We start from the raw sequence: 22576 nt of genomic DNA on the forward strand, positions 1-22576 counted from the left end.
AGCAGGAGGATACACAACCATGGCAAAAATCGGCGTACAGGCAATGATGCTCAAGGAGAGCTTCGCCGAACTCGGGGCGTTCGAGACGCTCCGCAAGGTCAGCGCGATCGGCTACAACGCCGTCGAGATCTCCCAGATCCCCATGACCCCGGAAAACGTTGCCGAACTGGACCGTTCCCGCGGCGAACTCGGCATGGACATTGCCGCGCTGTCCGTCGCCATGGAAACCCCCAAGGGCATGCCCGGCGATTCGCTCAAGGACAACTTCGACAAGGTGGTGGAGGACGCCAAGCGGTTGGACTCGAAGCTGCTGCGCATCGGCATGCTGCCGTTCACGGCCATGAAGTCGATCGACGCGGTGATCGACTTCGCCAAGCAGGCCAACGAGTACGCCGAACGCCTGCAGGAACAGGGCATCGGCCTGTATTACCACAACCACCACATCGAGTTCGCGAAGTTCGATGGCAAGTACATGCTGGACCTCATCGCCGAGAACTCCCCGGCCATGGGCATGGAACTGGATGTGCACTGGGTGCAGCGCGGCGGCCTGGACCCCGTGCGCACCATCGAAAAGTACGCCGGCCGCACCGCCATGGTCCACCTGAAGGACTACAGGATCGGCCAGCTGCCCGAGGAATCCTTCGGGCTCTTGGAAACGGGCGATTTCCGCGGCTTCATGGACCACTTCAAGAACGTGGTCCAGTTCGCCGAGGTGGGCGAAGGCAACTTGGACTTCGCGTCCATCATCCCGGCCGCAGAGGCCGCCGGCGCCCAGTACCTGCTGGTGGAGCAGGACGAGCTCTACGGCCGCACCGTCTGGGAAGCACTGCAGACCTCCCACGACAACCTGCGGGCCCTGGGCCACGCTGACCTTTTCTAATCCTTAGCAAGAAGATACGGAGAACTCACCACATGAGCACGAAAGTACGCCTCGGCATCATCGGCCTGGGACAGCAGGGCGGCATGTACGCCAAGTTCATCAAGGACGGGCTTGTCCCCAACATGGAGATCGGGGCCCTCTGCGACCACGATCCCGCCAAGAAGGAACGGTTCGAAAGCGAATACCCGGGGGTTCCGTTCTACGACGACTACATCGCGATGCTGGACAGCGGCGACGTCGATGCGATCGTCACCTGCGTTCCGCACTTCCTGCACCCGGAAATGGGAATCGAGACCCTCAAACGCAACATCCACGCCCTGGTGGAGAAGCCGGCCGGCGTTTACACCAAGCAGGTCAAGGAACTGAACGAATTCGCGGCCTCCAAGCCCGAGCTCTCCTTCGGCATCATGTTCAACCAGCGCAACAACCCGCTGTACAAGAAGCTCAAGGAAATCGTCGACAACGGCGAAATCGGTGCCATCCGCCGCACCAACTGGATCATCACCAACTGGTGGCGTCCGCAGGGCTACTACAACTCCAGCGAATGGCGCGCAACGTGGGGCGGCGAAGGCGGCGGCGTCCTGGTCAACCAGGCACCCCACCAGCTGGACCTGTGGCAGTGGATCTGCGGCGTGCCGCAGTCCGTCTACTCCAAGGTTGCCTACGGCTTCCGCCGCGACATTGCGGTCGAGGACGAAGTCACTGCCGTCGTCGATTACGGCAACGGCGCCACCGGCGTCTTCGTCACCGCCACGCACGACCTCGTGGGCACCGACCGCTTCGAAATCCTGGGCGACCAGGGCAAGATCGTCGTCGAAGGAAGCAAGACCGCCACGGTTACCCGCCTGCACAAGCCCGAGCGCGAACTCAGCGACGCCATGGACATGGGCGACGTCATGAAGCTCTTCACTGGCCAGCTGAACCCGGCGGAGTACTACACCACCGAGGTCATCGAGTTCGAGTCCGCCTGGGGTGCACAGCACGCCGGTGTCCTGGAGAACTTCGCCGCCAACATCCTGGACGGCACCCCGCTGCTGGCCCCGGGTTCGGACGGCATCAACGGCGTCCGCCTCGCCAACGCCATCCACCTCTCCAGTTGGACCGGCAAGGAAGTCTCCCTGGACTTCGACGAAGAGGAATACATGCGCGAGCTCAACAAGCGCATCGCCGAAGAAGGCAAGTTCCCCGAGCGCAGCTAACGCCGAGACTTAGCAAACGGGGCCGGTTGCCATCCCCAAAGGGATGGCAACCGGCCCGCTTTTGTTGCCAAACGGCTACGATGGAACCGTGACTGACGCTACGGAATCCGCAACTGTCCCTGCCTCCACCAAGCGCGGACGGGGTGAGAAGTCTTCCGCCACGATCTACGACATCGCCAAGCTCGCCGGCGTCAACCCCTCCACGGTTTCCCGCGCGCTGAGCAAGCCCGGCCGGGTCAGCGCCAAGACCCAGAAGATCATCGAGGACGCCGCCGAGCAGTTGAACTACCAGGTGAACCCCTTCGCCAGAGCACTGCCCACCGGGCGCACGCAGACCATAGGGCTGATCGTCGCGGACATCACCAACCCCACCTTCTTCGACATCATCCGTGGTGCCGAGACCACTGCGGCCGCCCGCGACTACACGCTGGTGCTGGCCGAGTCCGCCGAGTCCCCGGAAACGGAAATCACGGCGGCCCGCCGGATGATGGGCACCGTGGACGGCCTCATCCTGGCCAGCCCCCGCATGGACGACGAACTGATCCGCGAACTGGCCTCCGGCAAGCCCGTCGCGGTCATCAACCGTGAAGTGGACGGCGTGCCGTGTGTCGTCCCGGACGTCAACAAGGGCATCAGCGAGGCCGTACGGAGCCTGGCCGCCAACGGCCACAAAAACGTTGCCTACGTGGCGGGCCCGCCGCAGTCCTGGATGTCCGTCCGGCGTTGGGAGGGCGTCCAGGCGGCCTGCGAATGGTCCAAGCTGAAGGCTGTTCGCCTGGAATCGTCCAAGCCAACGGTCGACGGCGGCCGGCAGGTAGCGCGCGATGTCATGGACAGCGGCGCGACGGCGGTGATCACCTACAACGACCTCCTCGCCATCGGCCTCATGCAGGAACTCCAGGCCGGGGGCATGCGCGTGCCGGACCAGATCAGCATCGTGGGCTTCGACGACATTTTCGGTGCCGACTTCACCACGCCGCCCCTCACCACGGTCCGCTCGCCGCTGGGGGAGTGCGGCTCCCGGGCCGCACTCCTGCTGCTGGACCTGCTCCTGGGCCAGGCCGGCCCGGAAGGCACGGTGCGGGTGGAAACGGAACTCGTGCTGCGGGGCTCAAGCGGACGGCTCCTCGTCGCGAACTAGGCGAGCAGCCGCCGTCGGGCACGAGTGCCTACCGACGCGCAAACGGTCCGCCGACGCGCAAAATCCCTGGCGACGCCCGATTTCCCGCGTCGCTGGGGATTTTGCGCATCCCCAGGCGCGAACCGCGTCGGTGACCCCAATTCGACCCCCGCTGCAAGCAGATGGCAATTTTTGGCAACCGGTTGACAAAATCTTCGAACGGGCCGAAAATTGATCTATGTCACAGTCGATCGCAGCCAACCCTGACCGGCTCCTGCCCGCGGATCCCGGGACGCGCAGCATTGCGCGCGCCCTGCTGGAACGCGTCCAGGACCTGCCCATCATTTCCCCGCACGGACACGTTGACGCCGCCGTCATCGAACAGAACACGCCGTTCCCCGATCCTGCCGCGCTGCTGGTCAGCCCGGACCACTACGTCACGCGCCTGATCCACGCCAACGGCATTTCCCTGGACAATCTGCGCGCAGGCGGTGCCACCACGCCCGAGTCGCGTGAAATCTGGCGCACCTTCGTCGAGGCCTGGCCGCTGTTCGAGGGCACCGCCTCCGGCTACTGGCTGCGCACGCAGTTCGACAGCGTGTTCAAGCTCGGCGCAGACCTCGGCGAGATGTCCGCGGACGCCAGCTATGACGCCATCGCCGCCAAGCTCATTGAGCCCGGCTTCCGTCCCCGCCAACTCTTCAAGGACTTCAACATCGAGGTCCTGGCCACCACGGACGATCCCCTGGACAACCTCGCCAGCCACAAGGCCATCGCCGAGGACCCCACGTTCAACGGCCGCGTCCTGCCGACCTTCCGCCCGGACGCCTACCTGAACATCGCGCACCCCACGTGGAGTGCCAACGTTGACCGGCTGATCGAAAGCGCCGGCGACGGCGCAAGCGGCTACGCGGGCTACATCACGGCCCTGGAAAACCGCCGTCGTTATTTCGTGGAGCACGGCGCGGTTTCCGCGGACCATGGCGTCCTCACACCGGCAACCCTCAAGTTGGACGGTGCCGAGGCAGAGCGTCTGTTCGAGTTCGCCCGTGCCGGCAAGGCCACGGCCGAGGACCGCGACACCTTCGAAGCGCACATGATGTACCAGATGGGCCGCATGTCCGTTGAAGACGGCCTGGTCATGACCATCCACCCGGGTTCCTCGCGCAACCACCACACGGCCACTTTCAACGAATTCGGTGCCGACACCGGCCACGACATCCCGTTCGCCGTGAACTACACCGAGGCAATCCGCCCGCTGCTGCAGGACTTCGGCACGGCCAAGGACTTCCACCTGGTGCTGTTCACCATGGACGAAACCGTGTACTCCCGCGAACTGGCGCCGCTGGCCGGTTTCTACCCCTCCGTGTACCTCGGTGCGCCGTGGTGGTTCCTGGATGCCCCGGATGCCATGCTGCGCTTCCGCTCCGCCGTCACCGAGACCACCGGCTTCTCCCGGTCCTCTGGCTTCATTGACGACACCCGCGCGTTCTGCTCCATCCCGGCCCGGCATGACGCCTCCCGCCGCATCGAGGCCTCCTTCCTGGCCCGCCTCGTCGCCGAGCACCGCGTCACAGAGGACCGCGCCCACGAACTCATCGTCGACCTCGTCGACGCTTCACCCCGAAGGGTCTTCAAGCTGTGACCGCCGAACTGAACCACACCGACGCACTGCCCCGCCTCAGCCGCGCGGTCAGGCCGGCCGCTAAGGCGCCCGTGCGCATTGTGCACATGGGCCTGGGCGCCTTCCACCGCTCCCACCAGGCCTGGTACACCCAGCAGGCCGGCGATTCCGCGGAGTGGGGCATCGCTTCCTTCACGGGCCGCCGCCCCGACGCCGCCGAGGTCCTCGCGGCCCAGGACGGGCTGTACACCGTGGTGGAGCGCTCGGACGAGGGCGATTCCTTCGAGGTCATTACCAGCATCGTGGAGGCCGTTGACGGCGCCGATGTTGCCCGCTTCGTCGAGTTGCTGGCCGCGCCGCTGACCTCCGTGGTCACGCTGACCATCACCGAGGCCGCCTACCGCCTGAACGCCGACGGCAAGCTGGACAGCAAGGCCCCCGACGTCGTCGCAGACCTCGCGCTGTTGACCGCCGCCTCGGCAGACAAGCCGGCGACGCCGCTTGGCCGCCTGGTGCTCGGGCTCGCCGCCCGCCGCGACGCCGACGCCGGCCCCCTCGCCGTGGTCTGCTGCGACAACCTTTCTGACAACGGCACCGTTGCCCGCAACGCAGTGGTGGGCATGGCGTCAGCTTTCGACGCCGGCCTGGCCGCCTGGATCGACGCCAACGTCAGCTTCGTCAGCACCTCCGTTGACCGGATCACGCCGCGCACCACGGACGCCGACCTCGACGCCGTCGCCGCCGCGTGCGGCTACCGCGACGAGTCTCCCGTGGTCACCGAGCCCTTCCACAACTGGGTGCTGAGCGGGGACTTCCCGGCCGGCCGTCCGCGCTGGGAAGATGCCGGTGCCATGTTCGTAGCCGAGATCGAACCGTACGAGAACCGCAAGCTGTGGCTCCTCAACGGCGCCCACTCGCTGCTGGCCTACGCCGGCCAGCTGCGCGGACACACCACCGTGGCCGAGGCCCTGGGCGACGACGTCTGCCGCCAGGCCGTGGAAGAGTTCTGGGACGAGGCCGCCGCGAACCTGCACGGCGAAGGACTCCACGTCCCCGCCTACCGCGCCGCCCTGCTGGAGCGCTTCGGCAACTCCCGCATTGCCCACCACCTGGCCCAGATCGCCATGGACGGCAGCACCAAACTGCGCATGCGCGCCGTGCCCGTGCTCCGCGCCGAGCGTGCCGCAGGCCGCAGCGGCGAAGCAGCGGCGCGCATGATCGCGGCCTGGGCCGTGTTCACTGCCACGGCCACCGGCTTGCAGGATCCTCTGGCAGCGGACATCGCCGCCGCGAACCTGCTCCAGGGCCGCGCCCGGCTCGAAGCCCTGCTCGGCATGCTGGATCCGGAACTCGCCACGGACGCCGGTATCACGGACCTTGTGGAGAGCCTCTCAGGAACCTTTGCGGTTGCGGGCAAGCTCAGCTAGCTCTGACTGCACTGCTGCCCGGGCCAGGTTTCACCGGTGGCCCGGGCAGTTTCCGTTTAATGCCAAGAACGGAAGAGGGCCCTGAACTGGGGTTTTGTTCGATGCACCGACTCTGAAAAAGAAATCCTAAGAAACTTTTGGCAACCGCTTGCCAGTGGATTGCCAGCGTGATTAGAATTACACCAGAGTCAAAAAACCGCTGGCCCCTCGGGCAATTCCCCTTCCTGAGCCGGCCCGGTATGCAATGACGCACAAGGGTAAAGGAGCCCGCTTTGAAAAAGCTCAGTAAGCTCAGCATCTTCGGCTATGGTGCCGGCGATGCGGCAAACAATCTGGCCTTCACTACGGCCACCATGTTCCTGCTCGTCTACTACACGGACGTTGCCGGAATCTCCGCGGCCGCGGCAGGTACCCTGCTGCTGGTCGTCAGGATCTTTGACGCCTTCGCCGATGTCTTTGCCGGCCGCATGGTGGACCGCACGTTTAGCAAGCGCTTTGGGAAGTTCCGCCCGTTCATCATGTTCGGCTCCATCCCGCTGCTGCTCCTGAGTGTTGCAACGTTCTCCGTTCCGCAGCTGGGCGAATCCGGAACCCTGCTCTACGCCTACGTGACATACGCAGCACTTGGCCTGGCCTACAGCCTCGTCAACATCCCCTATGGCTCCCTGGCCGGCGCCATGACCCAAGACCCGAGTGAACGGGCCAAGCTGGGCTCCGCCCGCATGGTGGGCGCGCTGCTGGTCGGATCTGCCCTGGGCATCTTCGTTGCGCCGCTGATCAAGCCGGGCGCCAAGCTGCAGGAGACATTTACCACCATCACCCTCATTTTCGTGGTGATCGGCGCCGCGCTGTACTTCTTCACGATCTTCACCGCCAAGGAGCGCGTCCACCGTTCCGTACCCAACGTGTCCTTCAAGCAGAGCATGGAGACGCTCAAGACCAACCGTCCGCTCCTGTGGCTGTGCCTGAGCTCCTTCCTCTTCCTGACCGGCTACATGGCGCTGTCCTCCGTGCAGCTCTACTACCTGCGCGACGTCCTGGGCCGCCTGGACCTCTACCCGGTACTGTCCATCGCCCAGCTCATCCTGACCTTCGTCCTCGCTCCGGCGATGCCCAAGCTGGTCCGGAAGTTTGGCAAGAAGACCGTCTACATTGCCGCGGGTTTCATCTGCGTCGTCGGCGGCGCAATCGTCTTCTTCTCGCCAGCCTGGATGGTCTGGCTTGGCTTCTCCGGCCTCCTCGTGAGCATCGTGGGCGTCATGGCCATCAACATCGTGGTCTGGGCCCTGGAAGCCGACACCGTCGAATATGGCGAATGGAAGACTGGCGTCCGCACCGAAGGCATCACGTACGCGCTGTTCTCCTTCACCCGCAAGACCGGCCAGGCCGTCGGCGGCGCCTTGGCTGCCTACGCCCTCGCCATGGGTGGCTACAAGTCCGGTGCCGCGCAGACCGCGGAAGCGGTCGCCGGAATCCAGTTCGCCGCAGGTGCATTGCCCGCCATCATGACCATCCTCGCGATCATGGTCATGTCCAAGTACAAGCTGACGGACGTCTTCCACGCCCAGATCGTGGGCGAGATCAAGGCCCGCCGGGAGCTGGCCGAAGCCGAAGCCAAGGGTGACGGAGGCGCCGGCCAGGCTCCCGCCGTCGAGCTCCCGGCCACTGACGGGGCGCGGCCCGTAGCAGCCGGGGCAAACCAGGCCTCGAGCTAAACCCGCCGCCTATCGGCAATCGGTTGCCTTACTATTGCCATCCAGCATAAAATCATATTTAGAAAGCTGTGGTGTGCATTGCACCCAGCCTGGTGAACCCCTCGGCCCAGCCCGCCCCCGAAAGGACAAGCTGTGAAAATCGTTTCCGCTGAAGTCTTTGTGACCAGCCCCAGCCGCAACTTCGTCACGCTCCGAGTCGTCACCGATGAGGGTGTTGTCGGTATTGGCGATGCCACCCTGAACGGCCGCGAGCTCGCCGTTGCCGCGTACCTCAAGGAGCACATCGCCCAGCTGCTCATCGGCAAGGACCCGCACCGCATCGAGGACACCTGGCAGTTCCTCTACCGCAGCTCGTACTGGCGCCGCGGCCCGGTCACCATGGCCGCCATCGCCGCCGTGGACATGGCCCTGTGGGACATCAAGGGCAAGGTAGCCAACATGCCGGTCTACCAGCTCCTGGGCGGCGCATCCCGCAACGGCCTGCGTGCCTACGGCCACGCCTCCGGCGCGGACATCCCCTCGCTGTTCGATTCCGTCCGCGAGCACCTGGAACTGGGCTACAAGTCCATCCGCATCCAGACCGCCATCCCCGGCATCAAGGCCGTCTACGGCGTTGCCGCCCAGGCACAGGCCTCCGGCGAACGCTACGACTACGAGCCCGCCGGCCGCGGAGCCTTCCCGCAGGAAGAGGACTGGGACACCCGCGCCTACCTGCGCCACCTGCCCACTGTCTTCGAGGCCGTGCGCAACGAGTTCGGCCCGGAAATCCCGCTGCTGCACGACGGCCACCACCGCATGACGCCCATCCAGGCCGCCAAGCTCGGCAAGGCCCTGGAGCCGTATGACCTCTTCTGGCTCGAGGACTGCACCCCGGCCGAAAACCAGGAAGCACTGCGCCTGGTCCGCCAGCACACCACCACCCCGCTGGCCATCGGTGAAATCTTCAACACCGTGTTTGACTACCAGACCATCATCAAGGAACAGCTGATCGACTACGTGCGCGCAGCCTCCACGCACTTCGGCGGCATCTCCCCGCTGAAGAAGGTCATGGACTTCGCCGCCCAGTACCAGATCAAGTCCGGCTTCCACGGCCCCACCGACATCTCCCCGGTGGGCTTCGCAGCACAGCTGCACGTGGGTCTGGCCATCCACAACTACGGTATCCAGGAATACATGCAGCACTCGGACAAGACCAACGAGGTCTTCGAGCAGTCCATGACCTTCAAGGACGGCTACCTGCACCCGGGCGACAAGCCCGGCATCGGCGTCGAGTTCAACGTGGAAGCCGCCAACGCGTTCCCGTACCAGCAGGCCTACCTGCCCTACAACCGCCTGGTCGACGGCACCGTCCATGACTGGTGATCTGAACGCCGTCCACGCACCTCTCCACATCGTGGTGATGGGCGTGGCCGGCTGCGGCAAGAGCACCGTCGGTGCCGCCCTCGCCGAAAGCATCGGCGCGGAATTCCTCGACGGCGATTCGCTCCACCCGCAGTCCAACATCGACAAGATGGCCTCCGGAACGCCGCTGAACGACGACGACCGCGCACCGTGGTTGGCCGAAATCGGGAGCCGGTTCGCGGCGTCGGACACTGGCTTGGTCATCGCGTGCAGCGCCCTCAAGCGCTCCTACCGCGACATCATCCGCAGCGGCGACTCCTCCGTGGTGTTCGTGCACCTGCACGGCACCAAGGAACTGCTGGCCGAACGCATGAACGCCCGCCCGGACCATTTCATGCCGGCGTCGCTGCTGGACTCCCAGCTGGCAACGCTGGAAGTCCCGCACGCCGACGAAGCCGCCCTTGTGGTGGACATCGCTGAACCTGTGGAGAAGATTGTGAATGACGTGAAAGCCGCCCTCAGCGGATCGGCAGAAGCTGCCGCCGGGCGGTTCCAGGTGGACCTGAAGGCAGCGCCGTTCAAGCTCGACGACGACGCCATCGCCTGGGTGGAGTCCACCCTCGGTTCGATGACGCTCGAAGAGAAGATCGGCCAGCTGTTCATCAACCACAACAACGACTACTCCCCGGAGTACCTCGACGGTGTGCTGGAGAACTACCACGTGGGTGGCATGCGCTACCGGCCGGGCCCCTCGGGAGCGGTCCAGGAGCACATCCGCTACGCGCAGTCCAAGACCAAGATCCCCCTACTCATCGCCTCCAACCCTGAAATGGGCGGCGCCGGCAGCTGCGACGACGGCACGTTCGTGTCCACCCACCTGCAGGCGGGCTCACACCCGGACAAGTCCATCGCACGCCAGATGGGCCAGGTGGCCGGCGTCGAGACCGCCGCGCTTGGCTGCAACTGGGCCTTCGCGCCGATCGTGGACATCCACTACAACTGGCGCAACACGGTCATCTCCACCCGCGCTTTCGGCAACACGCCGGAGATCGTGGTGGAGCGCGCCAAGGAATACTTCGACGGCATCAGTGAGTCACGCACCGTCTGCGCCATGAAGCACTTCCCGGGCGACGGCCTGGATGAGCGCGACCAGCACGTGGTCACCTCGTACAATACCTTCGGCTACGAGGAGTGGAACCGGACGTACGGCCACGTGTACCGGGAGATGATCGGTCACGGCGTGCAGTCGATCATGATCGGCCACATCGGCGCACCGGAGCTGTCCAAGCACTTCCGGCCCGGCCTGGCGGACAAGGACATCCTGCCAGCCACGCTGGCCCCGGAACTGCTGCAGGACCTGCTGCGCGGCGAGCTGGGCTTCAACGGCCTCATCCTCACGGATGCTTCGCAGATGATCGGCCTGACGCAGGTGATGAAGCGCAAGGACCTGGTCCCTGCCACCATCGCCGCCGGCTGCGACATGTTCCTGTTCTTCCGCAACCCGGACGAGGACTTCCAGTACATGCTGGACGGCTACAAGTCCGGCGTCATCACGGAGGAACGCCTGCACGATGCGCTGCGCCGGATCCTGGCACTCAAGGCCAGCCTGGGGCTGCACACGTCCGCCCGCGAAGAACTGGTGCCGCCTGTGGGCGCTCTGGAGCTGATCGGCAGCGAGGCGCACCGCGCCATCGCCGCGGAGGTCGCGGACAAGACCATCACCCTGGTGAAGGACACCGCCGGCAACCTGCCGATCACGCCGGAAACGCACAAGCGCATCCGTCTGTACGGCATCTCCGGCGGCTCGGACTTCACCCGGGCAGATCCGCTGGCCTACCTTGACACCGTCAAGGAGGAACTGGAATCTGCAGGGTTCGAAGTACACGTCTTCAAGACGGCGGAGCAGCGCGAAGCCGCGGGGGAGACGGGCGTCAACTTCATGTCCGTCATCTCGGAAGAAGCCACCGGCGACTACGCAGACAAGTACGATGCCGCGTTTGTGTTCGCCAATGTCAAGGGGTTTGCGCAGGAGGCTGCGATCCGCATCAAGTGGTCCACGCCCATGGCGGCGGAGATCCCCTGGTACGTGACCGAGGTCCCCACGGTGTTCGTCTCGCTCAACCAGCCCAACCACCTGATCGACGTGCCGATGGTCAAGACCGCCATCCACGCCCATGCGGGAACGCGCGAGGCCATTCGCGCAACCATCCAGAAGATCCAGGGCAAGTCCGAATTCCAGGGAACGTTCAACGAGAACGTCTTCTGCGATTCGTTCGACACCCGGCTCTAGCCTGGGACGCGTTCCTCCCCGCCATCAGGGAGGAAGAACGGAAATGCCCGGTACTGCCTATACGGCGGTACCGGGCATTTCTGTTGTGCACCGTCACTTGTTCGCAATAAGAACATACGTGCGGATTGTGAACATCTGAGATAAGCTGAATCAACCGCCCGGTCAGCCGGGGGCGCCCATGGCGTCCGGGTCCGCGCCCAACTAGGTAGCAGTTAATGTCGTTTTGAGCCTTCATAACGACACCTACTGCTACCTAGTTGGGAGGCTGGCCAGCAGCGGTGACCACAGGACTACTCAGTTGGAATCAGAGGAAACCCATGAACCAGGCCTATGTGTACGACGCCGTGCGCACCCCCTTCGGCAAGTTCGGTTCCGGCCTTGCCGCCGTCCGTCCGGATGACCTCGCCGCCCACGTGGTCCGTGAAGCCGTCAGGCGCGCCCCGGCCCTGGATGTGGAACGGATCGACGAGGTGGTCTTCGGCAACGCCAACGGCGCCGGCGAGGAAAACCGCAACATCGCCCGCATGGCCACACTGCTGGCCGGACTCCCCGTGTCCATCCCGGGTACCACGGTCAACCGGCTCTGCGGCTCCTCCCTGGACGCGGCGATCATCGCGTCCCGCCAGATCAACGCCGGCGACGCCGATCTGGTCCTGGTGGGCGGCGCCGAGTCCATGTCCCGTGCCCCGTGGGTGCTGCCGAAGACTTCCAAGCCGTACCCGGCCGGGGACATGACCCTGGCCTCCACCACCCTGGGCTGGCGCCTGGTGAATCCGGCCATGAACAAGGACTGGACCATCTCCCTGGGCGAGGCCACCGAACGGCTGCGCGAAAAGCATGGCATCACCCGGGAACGGCAGGACCAGTTCGCCGCCGACTCGCACAACCTTGCCGCGGCCGCTTGGGATGAAGGTTTCTACGACTCTTTGGTCTCGCCCGTGCCTGGCACCGAGCTGGTGCGGGACGAGGGCATCCGTGCCGGTTCCACCGCCGAGAAGCTGGCCGGGCTCAAGACCGTGTTCCGCCCCGAATCCGCCGGGATTGAGGGCGGCACGGTGACGGCCGGCAACGCGTCGCCACTGTCCGACGGCGCCTCCGCGGCGTGGGTCGGTAGCGAGGCTGCCGCCGGGCTGCTCGGGCTGGAACCGCTGGCCCGCATCGCTGGCCGCGGCGCGCACGGCAACGACCCTCAGTTCTTCGGATTCGCCCCGGTGGCGGCCGCCAATAAGGCCCTCGCGAAGGCGGGCATCGGCTGGGAGCAGGTGGGCGCCGTCGAACTTAACGAAGCGTTCGCCGCCCAGTCGCTGGCCTGCATCGACGGGTGGGGGATCGACCCGTCCATCGTGAACCGCCACGGCGGCGCGATCGCCATGGGCCACCCGCTGGGCGCCTCCGGCACCCGCATCCTGGGCACTTTGGCCCGCAGCCTGCAGGCCTCGGGTGAGCGCTGGGGCGTCGCGGCCATCTGCATCGGCGTCGGGCAAGGGCTCGCCGTCGTCCTCGAAAACGTTTCCGCCGCCCCGTCGGCACAAGCAGTGAAGGGTTAGGCCATGCTGAATTTCATCGACACCGTCAGTGAGGCCGTCGCCGGCATCCGCGACGGTTCCACGGTGATGATCGGCGGCTTCGGCAATGCCGGCCAGCCGTTCGAACTCATTGACGCGCTGCTGGAATCCGGCGCCACAGAGCTGACCGTGGTGAACAACAACGCCGGCCAGGGCGACCAGGGCCTCGCGCTGCTCATCAAGGAAGGGCGCGTGAAGAAGATGATCTGCTCCTTCCCGCGGCAGTCCGATTCCTGGCACTTCGACGCCAGGTACAAGGCCGGCGAGATCGAGCTGGAGCTCGTGCCGCAGGGCAACCTGGCTGAACGCATCCGCGCTGCCGGGGCCGGCATCGGCGGCTTCTTCACCCCCACCGGCTACGGCACCATGCTGGCCGAGGGCAAAGAGACCCGCATCATCGACGGCCGTGGGCAGGTTTTCGAGACCCCCATCCACGCCGACGTCGCCCTCATCAAGGCGCTGAAGGCGGACGGCGTCGGGAACCTCGTGTACCGCAAGACCGCCCGGAACTTCGGCCCCATCATGGCGGCCGCGGCCAAGCACACCATTGTGCAGGTCTCGGAGATCGTGCCCACGGGTGCGCTGGACCCGGAGAACGTGGTCACCCCGGGAATCTACGTCAACAGCATCGTCCGCGTGGCTGACGCCCTCGGCAGCAAGGAACAGGTGGCCTGACATGAGCGCCCAGAGCAACATCCAAACCAGCGACAAGCCCCTGGGCCGCGACGAGCTCGCGGAACTGGTGGCGCGCGACATCGCGCCGGGCTCGTTCGTGAACCTGGGCATCGGCCAGCCCACACTGGTCTCCAACTACCTCCGGCCGGAGCAGAACATCACGCTCCACACCGAGAACGGCATGCTCGGCATGGGCCCGGTGGCTGTGGGGGAGCAGATCGACGGCGACCTCATCAACGCCGGCAAGATCCCCGTCACGGAGCTCCCGGGCGCGTCCTACTTCCACCACGCCGACTCCTTCGCGATCATGCGCGGCGGCCACCTGGACATCTGCGTGCTGGGCGCCTTCCAGGTCTCCGCCACGGGCGACCTCGCCAACTGGCACACGGGTGAGCCGGACGCCATCCCTGCCGTGGGTGGCGCCATGGATCTCGCAACGGGCGCCAAGGACGTGTTCGTGATGATGACGCTCCTGACGCGCGACGGCGTGTCCAAGCTCGTGGAGCACTGCAGCTACCCGCTCACGGGCGTGGGCTGCGTGACCCGCGTGTACACGGACAAGGCGGTCTTCCTGACCGGGCCCGACGGCGTGACCGTGCGTGAGACGTTCGGCTGCACCTTCGAGGAGCTCCAGGCAATGGTGCCGCTGCCGCTGGTGGCCGCTTCCTAGCCGTTGTGAGGCCCGCTCTGCGTCCCTGCGCGGCGTCAAGGCACGCAGAGCGGGCCTCACAACGTACCCATAGGATTGGTAATCATGACTGACGAAGCATCCGCGCCCGGCAAGAGCACTGCGCCCGGCAAGAGCACTGCGCCGCAGGCGAGTGACCAGTACGTCCAGTCACTGGCGCGGGGGCTGTCCGTGATCCGCGCCTTCGATGCCGCCAACCCCGTCATGACGCTCAGTGAGGTGGCCGCCCGCACGGACCTCACCCGGGCCACTGCCCGTCGGTTCCTGCACACGCTGGTGGAGCTGGGCTACGTCCGTACCGACGGAAAGAGCTTCGTGCTCACGGCCAAAGTGCTGCAGCTTGGCTACTCCTACCTCTCGGCGTTGTCCCTGCCGCAGCTGGCGCAGCCCCACCTCGAGGATCTGTCCCTCGCCTTGGGGGAGTCGACGTCGGCCGCCGTGCTGGACGGCACGGACATCTTCTATGTGGCCCGCGTGGCCACCCGCCGCATCATGACCATCGGCATCACCGTGGGCACGCGTTTCCCGGCCTACGCCACGTCCATGGGCCGCGTGCTGCTGGCCGGCCTGCCGCAGCCCAGGCTGGAGGAATACCTCGCGGCGGCCGAGCTGCACGCCATCACCCCGCGTACCGTAGCCACGCGGGGCGAGCTGCTGGCCGTTCTGGACAAGGTCCGCGCGCAGGGATGGTGCCTGCTGGACCAGGAGTTGGAAGTCGGCCTCATGTCCATTGCCGCCCCGGTCTGGAACCACAACGCGGGCGACGTGGTTGCCGCCGTCAACGTGTCCCTGCAGGCACAGAGCGTCGCGGCCCAGGCGGATCCCGCGGCCTACCTGGAATCCGTCCGCAGGCACGTGGTGGAGACGGCCCGCGCCATCTCGCAGGACGTGTCCGCGAAGCACGGCGACGCGTAGCGCGCGACGGCGTGACGCCGGTGCCTTACGTAGAATAGGAACCATGACTTCCCCCACCGTTGACACTGCTGCCCGTGCCCGCCTTCTTGAACTCATCAAAGAACTGGCGGTCGTCCGCGGCAAGGTGATCCTTTCCAGCGGCGCCGAAGCCGACTACTACATCGACCTGCGCCGCATTACGCTGCACCACGAGGCATCCAAGCTGGTGGGCCAGGTCATGCTGTCCATGATCGACGACGCCGGCATCGCCGTTGAGTGCGCCGGCGGCCTCACCATGGGAGCCGACCCCGTCGGTACCGCCGTGATGCATGCAGCTGCCGACGCCGGCCGTGCCGTGGACGCGTTCGTGGTCCGCAAGGCCCAGAAGTCCTACGGCATGGGCCGCCAGGTGGAAGGCCCCTCCGTTGAGGGCCGCAACGTGGTGGTCCTCGAGGACACCTCCACCACCGGCGGCTCCGCACTGACCGCCGTCGAAGGCGTCCGCAAGGCTGGCGGCAACGTGGTGGCCGTGGCCGTCATCGTGGACCGCAACACCGGTGCCAAGGAAAAGATCGAAGCCGAAACCGGCGTGCCGTACCTGTTCGCCTTCGGCAAGGACGAGCTCGGCCTCAACTAATCGAATTTGTGTACAGGAAACGCCCTTAAGGGGGCATCTTAAGGGCGCTACCTGTACTCAAACTGAAGGACTGCAAGGCCGTCGCCGCAAAGCTATGCTTGCTGCGTGGACGTTCAAGTAGGGAAGCTCCCGGTACTGCCGGAGGTGAACGAAAACCTCCCCCTACCGGCCCCGCCGGAACCGGAGGACTTGGAGGATCCGGGCTCTTGGGCCCGGATCCTGCCCTTCGCTGCGCGCCTCAAAAAGACATCCCGGCGCAACTTCTTGATTACGGCTGGGGCTTCCGCTGCGCTGGCCGGGGACATGCTGTTCACCCGGCGCGTGCAGGCCGAACGCCGGGCCACCAAGATCCTCCGGGTGCCCGACCCCTTCTCCGACCTGTACTTCCCGAAGGCCAGCTGGATCCTCTTCCCCGGCTACAAAACCAGTTGGGATGAGGCACAGTGGATCCTCAACTCACTGCGTCCGGCCCTTCACCAGCGCGGCCGCCTTGCCGCCGTCGGATATTCCAACCTGGGGCTCGACGTTGACGAGATCGTCCGCGAAGTCATCCTCCACGTCCGCGAACTGGAGCTTGAGAAGCTGTACTTCTACGGCCACAGCTTCGGCGGAATGCTCGCCACGCAAGTGGCCGCCCGCCTGCTTGAGCTGCACGGCGTGGAGACGCAGCTGATCGTCCTCGATTCCAGCCCGTACAGCCGCTACGACGTCCTGGACCAGAGCTGGTTCGACGGCGTCGTGTTCCTTTACGAGAACGGCTTCCGCATCCCCTCCGTGCTCCGCGGTAGCTACGAATTGGGGGAGCGCGTGGTCCACAAGGACGAGCGCGCGTGGCGGCAGATCCTGGACCAAAGCCTGGAGCAGCTCTCGCCGATTGCACCGTCCAGCGTGCTGATCCAGACCGAGTCGGCGTACATCTACCACTTCGATGGGCTGAGGTTCGCCGGGAAGATCGGGGGCACGCAGATGGCTTTCCTCGGCAACCCCCAGGACGGCACGGTGGATTACGTTTCCGCCCGGGAGGGCTGGACCAAGGTGTTTGCGGCCAACATGAAGTTGCCGGTCCTCAGCACAGAGGGCGCACGACCAGCGCACGCCAGCCCGCAGTGGAGCGCGGATATCTACAGGCCGTTGCTGGAACGTGTCCAGAATGAGCTGCAGCCGCTGCCGCCGACCCCCGAGGAGCCGTCGTTTAAGGAGCCGTCGGGGCGGATTATTCGCCCGGCTTAGGTTTTTCTTCGCTGGCGAACGTTGCTTCGCGACTTCAATTGACGTTGAGGGCCGTTACGCGCCGGGCCCACCCAGCGCGGAAACCTCGACGGCGGTCAGGCCCGCCTCCCGTAGGAAGCCCCGGGCGTCGCCGAATTCGCGGGCGAAGCCGGCCAGGAAGTGCCGCATGGCGGCCTCCGGGGCCTGCAGGATCATGAGGTCCGGGCTGAAGAACTGCGACGGCGTGGACGGCACGTGCAGGCGCCAGGTGTCGGCCATGATGTGCAGCATCTCCGGCAGGTTGGCGGTGGTGGCCGTGTAGTCGGCAACCACGGCATCCGGATGCTCGCCGGCCAGGAGCAGGGCAAGCGCCGAGACCACGCCCGTGCGGTCCTTGCCCAGCGAGCAGTGGATGAGCGTCCGCCGGCCCTGGGCCACTGGCCGCAGGGCATCCGCCACCCACTCCGGGCGCGAACGCACCCAGCCCAGATACAGCTCACCGAGGTCCTGCGGGGTCTCGATCGACTGCAGCCCGCCGGCGGCGGTGTGCGGATCGAACGGGTTTTCCACGAGCTCGACGGCGGCGGCCGGCACCGCGGGACCGGCGGGACCGGATGTCCCGGCGTCGCTCCCGCCGTTGGGGATCAGCCACGGAACCATGGCGCGCTCGTACTCGCTGCGCAGGTCCATGACGGTCTGGATGCCGTGCGCGGCCAGGAACCCGGCGGCGGACACGGCATCCAGGCCGAACGGCTGGCTTCCCCTGAGGATCCGGCCGCCGGCCAGGGGCCGCAGGTTCAGCACCGTCATGGTGGGACCTAGATCTGGCTCTTCAGATCGGCCACCGAGTCCAGGATCTGGTTCGGTCGGAACGGGAAGGAGGCAACCTCGTCCCGCTGCGTGATGCCGCTCAGGACCAGCACGGTGTGCAGTCCGGCTTCCATGCCCGCAATGATGTCCGTGTCCATGCGGTCGCCGATCATGGCCGTGGTTTCCGAGTGGGCGTCGATCTGGTTCATGGCCGAGCGGAACATCATGGGGTTCGGCTTGCCCACGATGTAGGGCTCGCGGCCCGTTGCCTTGGTGATCATGGCGGCGATGGCGCCCGTTGCGGGGAGCGGTCCGTCCTTGGACGGGCCGGTGGCGTCCGGGTTGGTGGCGATGAAGCGGGCGCCGGCCAGGATGTGGCGCACGGCCATGGTGATCGCCTCGAAGGAGTAGGTGCGGGTTTCGCCGAGCACCACGAAGTCCGGGTCCGTGTCCGTGAGGATGAAGCCGGCCTCGTGCAGGGCAGTCGTGAGCCCCGCCTCGCCGATGGTGTAGGCGCGGTTGCCCGAATCTGAGCTTTGCACCTGGTCCTTGAGGAACTGGGCGGTGGCCAGGGCCGAGGTCCAGATGTTTTCTTCCGGAACCTCCAGGCCGGAGGCGCTGAGGCGGGCCGCGAGGTCGCGCGGGGTGTAGATGGAGTTGTTCGTCAGCACCAGGAAGCGCTTGGAGGTATCCACCCAGCGCTGGATCAGCTCTGCGGCTCCGGGGATCGCCTGGTTCTCGTGGACCAGCACACCGTCCATGTCCGTGAGCCAGCATTCGATCTCGTGGCCATTGCGGTAGACCGATGTGGATGTGTTGGGCGTGGATTCTTCTGCCATGTTTGCCTCCAGCTAGGGTTGCTCGTGCACTGCCTCCCAGTCTTTCATTTTTCAGGCTGCTAAACATCCCGATGGTCATTGGTGTCTTTCGCTCCATTCCCCGGTGCCGCGACCATCTGCACGGCGACACGGCACGTTTGGCAGGTGGAGGCTGGCGTCTCACTATGCACTGAGTGTATAGATATAGGTGTGAACAACTCCCTCACCCTGCTGGGCCTCCTGAGCCGCGGGCCGAGCTACGGCTACGACCTCAAGCACTCCTATGACCGCTACTTCGGAGCCGGAAAGGCCTTGGCCTTCGGGCAGGTGTATTCCACCCTGGCCCGGATGGTCCGTGATGAGCTGATCCGGGCCCTGGGGGAGGAGACCGGCGGTGGTCCGGACCGGAAGAAGTACGAGATCACCGTTGCCGGCCAGGACAGGGTGCGCGCGTGGCTGTTCACTCCCGATGTGCCCTCTGAGTCCCTGCAGAGCGAGCTGTTCGCCAAGACCGTGATCGCCCTGCTGCTCGACGACGACGCCGAGCGGCTGCTCGATGTGCAGCGCAGCGAACACATGGCCCGCATGCGTGAACTGACCCGGCTCAAGCGCGATGCCGGGCTGTTGCAAGTGTTGATGTGCGATCACGGCCTGTTCCACATCGAAGCGGACCTGCGCTGGATCGACCTCACCGGCGCCCGCCTGACCCAACTCAAGAAGGAGCTCCAGAGCGCATGAGCACCAATGACACCGCTGCACCCATCCTCAGTGCCCGCGGCCTGCACCACTCCTTCGGGCAGACCGAGGCATTGCGGGGCATCGACCTCGACGTCCACGCAGGGGAAGTACTCGCCGTCATGGGCCCGTCCGGATCCGGCAAGTCCACGCTGCTGCACTGCCTCGCCGGTGTTCTTGTCCCCGACGGCGGTTCGGTGACCTACCGTCCCGCCGGGCGGTCTGCGGTGGAGACCAGTGCCCTCGGGGAACCGGAACGGGCCCGGCTGCGGCTGAGCGATTTCGGGTTCGTCTTTCAGTTCGGCCAGCTGCTGCCGGAGCTCACCGCGGCGGACAACGTCAGCATCCCGCTGCTCCTGGCCGGGACCCGGCGCCCGGAGGCGCTCCGCCGGTCGAGGGATCTGCTGGAACGACTGGGTCTTGACGGACTCGGCGCCAAGCTGCCCGGTGAACTGTCCGGAGGCCAGGCCCAGCGCGTCGCCGTTGCCCGGGCGCTGGTGACGTCCCCTGCCGTGTTGTTCGCCGATGAACCCACTGGCTCGCTGGATTCCCTCGCATCAGAGAATGTGCTGACTCTTATGCTCGAGCTTGTCCGCGAAGCCGGCACAACCGTGGTGATGATCACCCACGATGCCCGCACCGCCGCGTATGCGGACCGGGAAGTCATCGTGCGCGACGGCGCAATCGGCGCCGGCTACCGGGTGTCCGCGTGAACCCCGGGCTGTTCAGGCTGGCAGTCGTCGGCAGCCGGTCCGCCTACGGCAGGCTCGCCGGAATCGCCGGAGGTGTCGCCGTCGGGGTGTGCCTGGTGTTGTTGCTGTGGGGCGGCGCCAACGGGCTGAGCGCCCGCGATGACCGCGGCGCCTGGCTGCGCGAAACCGGGCGCCCCGCTGTGGCCGTCCCGGCGGTATCCGGCGATCCGAGCGCTTCGGGGCCGGCGACACCGGTGCCGATGACCGCGGGAACGGTACTCATGAGGACGAACCCGGTGGAGATCTTCCGAGATCAACTGATCAACCGCCGCGACTTCGCGGCACTCAGCCCGAGCACCGTCAAGATCCCCGGTATCCCCGCCCCTCCGGAACCGGGCCATTACTATGCGTCGCCGGCCCTCCAACGCCTGATCGAATCAACACCCCGCGATCAGCTCGGGGACCGTTTCGGGCAGTTCGCCGGCACGATTGACGACTCGGCGCTGCCAGGACCGGACTCGCTGGTCGTCATTACCGGCGCCACGGAAGCCGAACTCCGCCTGAGCGGGAGAGCTTCCCTCGTGTCGGACTTCACTACCAACCCCTACGGAGGCAGCGCGGCCGCCTACAATACGGTGCTTCTCATCGGAGCCGCGGCGGTGTTCTTCCCCGTTCTGTTGCTGATCAGCATCGTCACCGGACTTGGTGCAGCCCAGCGCCGGGAACGGTTCGCGACCCTGCGGCTGATTGGCGCATCGCCGCAGACGGTATCGAGCATCGCCGCCGTTGAAACCGCAGTGCCCAGCCTGATCGGCGCGGTGTTCGGCGTCGTCCTCGCTGCCGCGTTGAGGCCGGCAGCCGCGCAGATACCGGTCAATGGCACCAGGGTGTTCGAAGCCGATCTGGCCACCGGCCCGGTGGCCGCCAGCGCCGTTGTCGCAATCGTGGTGCTCGCCTCGGCACTGGTGGCCGGATACCGCACGTCCCGGGCCGGCATTGGTCCCCTGGGAGTGACACGGGCCGTGCACGAAAAGACACCCACCATGTGGCGGGCCGTGCCACTGATGGCCGGGCTGGCCGCCATGATCACTGCCGTCGTCATCATCCGGGTCCTGGAAGTGCACCTGCCGTGGCTTGAATCACCACTGCTCATCGGCGGGTTCGTGCTGATCCTCGCTGGCATCGTGGTCATCGGCCCCTGGCTGACCCAACTGGTGAGCCGGACGGGGCTGCGCCGGGCGCGGAGTGCCGCGGCCGTCATTGCCGCCAGCCGGATCCACAAGACCCCTGTGGCGACATTCCGTTCCGTGTCAGGGCTTGTGATCGCAGTATTCGTCGTCTCCGTCTTCGCCGGAGCATCCAGCGTCATCCAAACAACAGAGGCGCCCGCGGCCCGCCCCGGCTTGCTCCAGCCCACCAGCCTCCATGCGACCGTGGGCACCGGGCACACTCCAGCCCGGGTCCTGGAGGCCGCACACCGGGCCAATGAGCTGCCTGGAATCCGGAGCGCCACAATCGGCTACGGGCCGGCAGCACTTCACGAAAGGGATGCCGGCCCGGAAATCTTCCTTCGCGCCGCGGATGCTCCTGCCCTGGGGTTCGAGAACATCCCGGAATCGGAGACCGTTGCCGTTGATGCGTCGTTGCTCCACTTCTGGACAACGCAGCCACTGGCGCTGTCCCCGGCTCCTGCCAGGGCGCTGGAAGGGCTGGTGCCGGTGGTGATGGTGCTCGGCACCGACGGGACCCCCGAGGCCATGGACCGCGCTCGGACAGCAATGAACAGTTCAGGTGTCACGGCCATCCCGGCCACCTCCCCGATGGACAACAAACTGCAGTCCTCCACCCGCCTGATCCAGGGCCTGGCCGTGCTCGCCTATCTTGGCATGTTCCTCGCGGTCGCGATCGCCGGACTGTCCCTGGCCGTCGCCACCGCCTCCGCTGTCCTGGACCGGAAGAGGGTACTCGGTCTGATGCGGCTCATGGGGATGCCGGTCTCGGTCCTGCGCCGGATCATCACCCGTGAGGCAGCTGTCCCGCTCCTGACCGTGCTGTTCCTCTCGGTCGGGCTCGGATTCCTCGTGGCCTGGCTGATGGTCACCGGCATCGACGACAGCTACCGGGTGGCCTGGCCGACGCCCGACTACTTCATAGCCCTGGGCCTTAGCCTCCTGCTCGCCTTGGCAGCGGTGACAGCCACCTTCGGTCTCATCCGGGGCAACACGGCCATGGCGGCTACCCGCTTCGAATGAACCTC

19 protein-coding genes are annotated in these 22576 nt (G+C 66.0%); 17 read left to right on the top strand and 2 right to left on the bottom strand.

The window, feature by feature from the left end:
• Positions 1 to 19: 19 nt before the first annotated feature.
• From J1902_RS08925 to J1902_RS08990, 14 genes are all read left to right on the top strand, one after another.
• Positions 20 to 880 carry a sugar phosphate isomerase/epimerase family protein gene (locus J1902_RS08925; RefSeq protein WP_242701790.1) on the top strand — a complete coding sequence of 287 codons (861 nt, stop codon included), beginning with the start codon at positions 20 to 22 and terminating at the stop codon, positions 878 to 880.
• A 32-nt stretch (positions 881 to 912) separates the two neighbouring features.
• Positions 913 to 2079 carry a Gfo/Idh/MocA family protein gene (locus J1902_RS08930; protein ID WP_207615901.1) on the top strand — a complete coding sequence of 389 codons (1167 nt, stop codon included), beginning with the start codon at positions 913 to 915 and terminating at the stop codon, positions 2077 to 2079.
• 88 nt (positions 2080 to 2167) lie between these two features.
• Positions 2168 to 3220: a LacI family DNA-binding transcriptional regulator gene (locus tag J1902_RS08935; RefSeq protein ID WP_307794401.1), complete on the top strand. Its 1053-nt coding sequence runs from the start codon at positions 2168 to 2170 to the stop codon at positions 3218 to 3220.
• A gap of 217 nt (positions 3221 to 3437) precedes the next feature.
• The gene (uxaC, locus tag J1902_RS08940) at positions 3438 to 4844 is read left to right on the top strand and encodes a glucuronate isomerase (protein ID WP_207615903.1); all 1407 of its coding nucleotides are present in this window, start codon (positions 3438 to 3440) and stop codon (positions 4842 to 4844) included.
• An 86-nt stretch (positions 4845 to 4930) separates the two neighbouring features.
• Positions 4931 to 6250: a mannitol dehydrogenase family protein gene (locus J1902_RS08945; protein ID WP_207615962.1), complete on the top strand. Its 1320-nt coding sequence runs from the start codon at positions 4931 to 4933 to the stop codon at positions 6248 to 6250.
• Between the two features lie 272 nt (positions 6251 to 6522).
• Positions 6523 to 7965 carry a glucuronide transporter gene (gene uidB / locus J1902_RS08950; protein WP_207615904.1) on the top strand — a complete coding sequence of 481 codons (1443 nt, stop codon included), beginning with the start codon at positions 6523 to 6525 and terminating at the stop codon, positions 7963 to 7965.
• A gap of 132 nt (positions 7966 to 8097) precedes the next feature.
• Positions 8098 to 9327 (top strand): D-mannonate dehydratase ManD, encoded by a 1230-nt coding sequence (gene manD, locus J1902_RS08955; protein ID WP_207615905.1) that lies wholly within the window; start codon positions 8098 to 8100, stop codon positions 9325 to 9327.
• On the top strand, positions 9317 to 11596 hold the full coding sequence (locus tag J1902_RS08960) for a gluconokinase, GntK/IdnK-type (protein ID WP_242701791.1): 2280 nt from the start codon (positions 9317 to 9319) through the stop codon (positions 11594 to 11596). Before manD ends, J1902_RS08960 begins: the two co-directional genes overlap by 11 nt.
• A gap of 317 nt (positions 11597 to 11913) precedes the next feature.
• The gene (locus J1902_RS08965) at positions 11914 to 13143 is read left to right on the top strand and encodes a thiolase family protein (RefSeq protein ID WP_207615906.1); all 1230 of its coding nucleotides are present in this window, start codon (positions 11914 to 11916) and stop codon (positions 13141 to 13143) included.
• Between the two features lie 3 nt (positions 13144 to 13146).
• A complete protein-coding gene (locus tag J1902_RS08970) occupies positions 13147 to 13836 on the top strand; it encodes a 3-oxoacid CoA-transferase subunit A (protein WP_207615907.1) in 690 nt (229 codons plus the stop codon).
• Position 13837: 1 nt separating this feature from the next.
• On the top strand, positions 13838 to 14506 hold the full coding sequence (locus J1902_RS08975) for a 3-oxoacid CoA-transferase subunit B (RefSeq protein ID WP_207615908.1): 669 nt from the start codon (positions 13838 to 13840) through the stop codon (positions 14504 to 14506).
• Positions 14507 to 14590: 84 nt separating this feature from the next.
• Positions 14591 to 15439, top strand: coding sequence for an IclR family transcriptional regulator domain-containing protein (locus tag J1902_RS08980; RefSeq protein ID WP_207615909.1), 849 nt, complete (start codon positions 14591 to 14593; stop codon positions 15437 to 15439).
• A 43-nt stretch (positions 15440 to 15482) separates the two neighbouring features.
• The gene (gene pyrE / locus J1902_RS08985) at positions 15483 to 16055 is read left to right on the top strand and encodes an orotate phosphoribosyltransferase (RefSeq protein ID WP_207615910.1); all 573 of its coding nucleotides are present in this window, start codon (positions 15483 to 15485) and stop codon (positions 16053 to 16055) included.
• Between the two features lie 105 nt (positions 16056 to 16160).
• Positions 16161 to 17285 carry an alpha/beta hydrolase gene (locus J1902_RS08990; RefSeq protein ID WP_207615911.1) on the top strand — a complete coding sequence of 375 codons (1125 nt, stop codon included), beginning with the start codon at positions 16161 to 16163 and terminating at the stop codon, positions 17283 to 17285.
• Positions 17286 to 17339: 54 nt separating this feature from the next.
• Here the strand turns inward: J1902_RS08990 and J1902_RS08995 are convergent, their stop codons facing one another.
• Both J1902_RS08995 and J1902_RS09000 read right to left on the bottom strand, forming a co-directional pair.
• Positions 17340 to 18074 carry a tyrosine-protein phosphatase gene (locus J1902_RS08995; RefSeq protein ID WP_207615912.1) on the bottom strand — a complete coding sequence of 245 codons (735 nt, stop codon included), beginning with the start codon at positions 18072 to 18074 and terminating at the stop codon, positions 17340 to 17342.
• 8 nt (positions 18075 to 18082) lie between these two features.
• Positions 18083 to 18913 carry an HAD-IIA family hydrolase gene (locus J1902_RS09000; protein ID WP_207615913.1) on the bottom strand — a complete coding sequence of 277 codons (831 nt, stop codon included), beginning with the start codon at positions 18911 to 18913 and terminating at the stop codon, positions 18083 to 18085.
• Positions 18914 to 19102: 189 nt separating this feature from the next.
• Here J1902_RS09000 and J1902_RS09005 point away from each other — a divergent pair, with 189 nt between their 5' ends.
• Genes J1902_RS09005 through J1902_RS09015 form a run of 3 tightly spaced genes read left to right on the top strand, consistent with a single transcriptional unit; the run spans position 19103 to position 22571 of the window.
• A complete protein-coding gene (locus J1902_RS09005) occupies positions 19103 to 19630 on the top strand; it encodes a PadR family transcriptional regulator (RefSeq protein ID WP_207615914.1) in 528 nt (175 codons plus the stop codon).
• Positions 19627 to 20340 (top strand): ABC transporter ATP-binding protein, encoded by a 714-nt coding sequence (locus J1902_RS09010; RefSeq protein WP_207615915.1) that lies wholly within the window; start codon positions 19627 to 19629, stop codon positions 20338 to 20340. The genes J1902_RS09005 and J1902_RS09010 overlap by 4 nt, the downstream gene beginning before the upstream one ends.
• Positions 20337 to 22571 (top strand): ABC transporter permease, encoded by a 2235-nt coding sequence (locus J1902_RS09015; protein WP_207615916.1) that lies wholly within the window; start codon positions 20337 to 20339, stop codon positions 22569 to 22571. The genes J1902_RS09010 and J1902_RS09015 overlap by 4 nt, the downstream gene beginning before the upstream one ends.
• Positions 22572 to 22576: the final 5 nt, after the last annotated feature.

Origin of the sequence: Arthrobacter cavernae (assembly GCF_017368795.1) — a bacterium.
Classification (GTDB): domain Bacteria; phylum Actinomycetota; class Actinomycetes; order Actinomycetales; family Micrococcaceae; genus Arthrobacter; species Arthrobacter cavernae.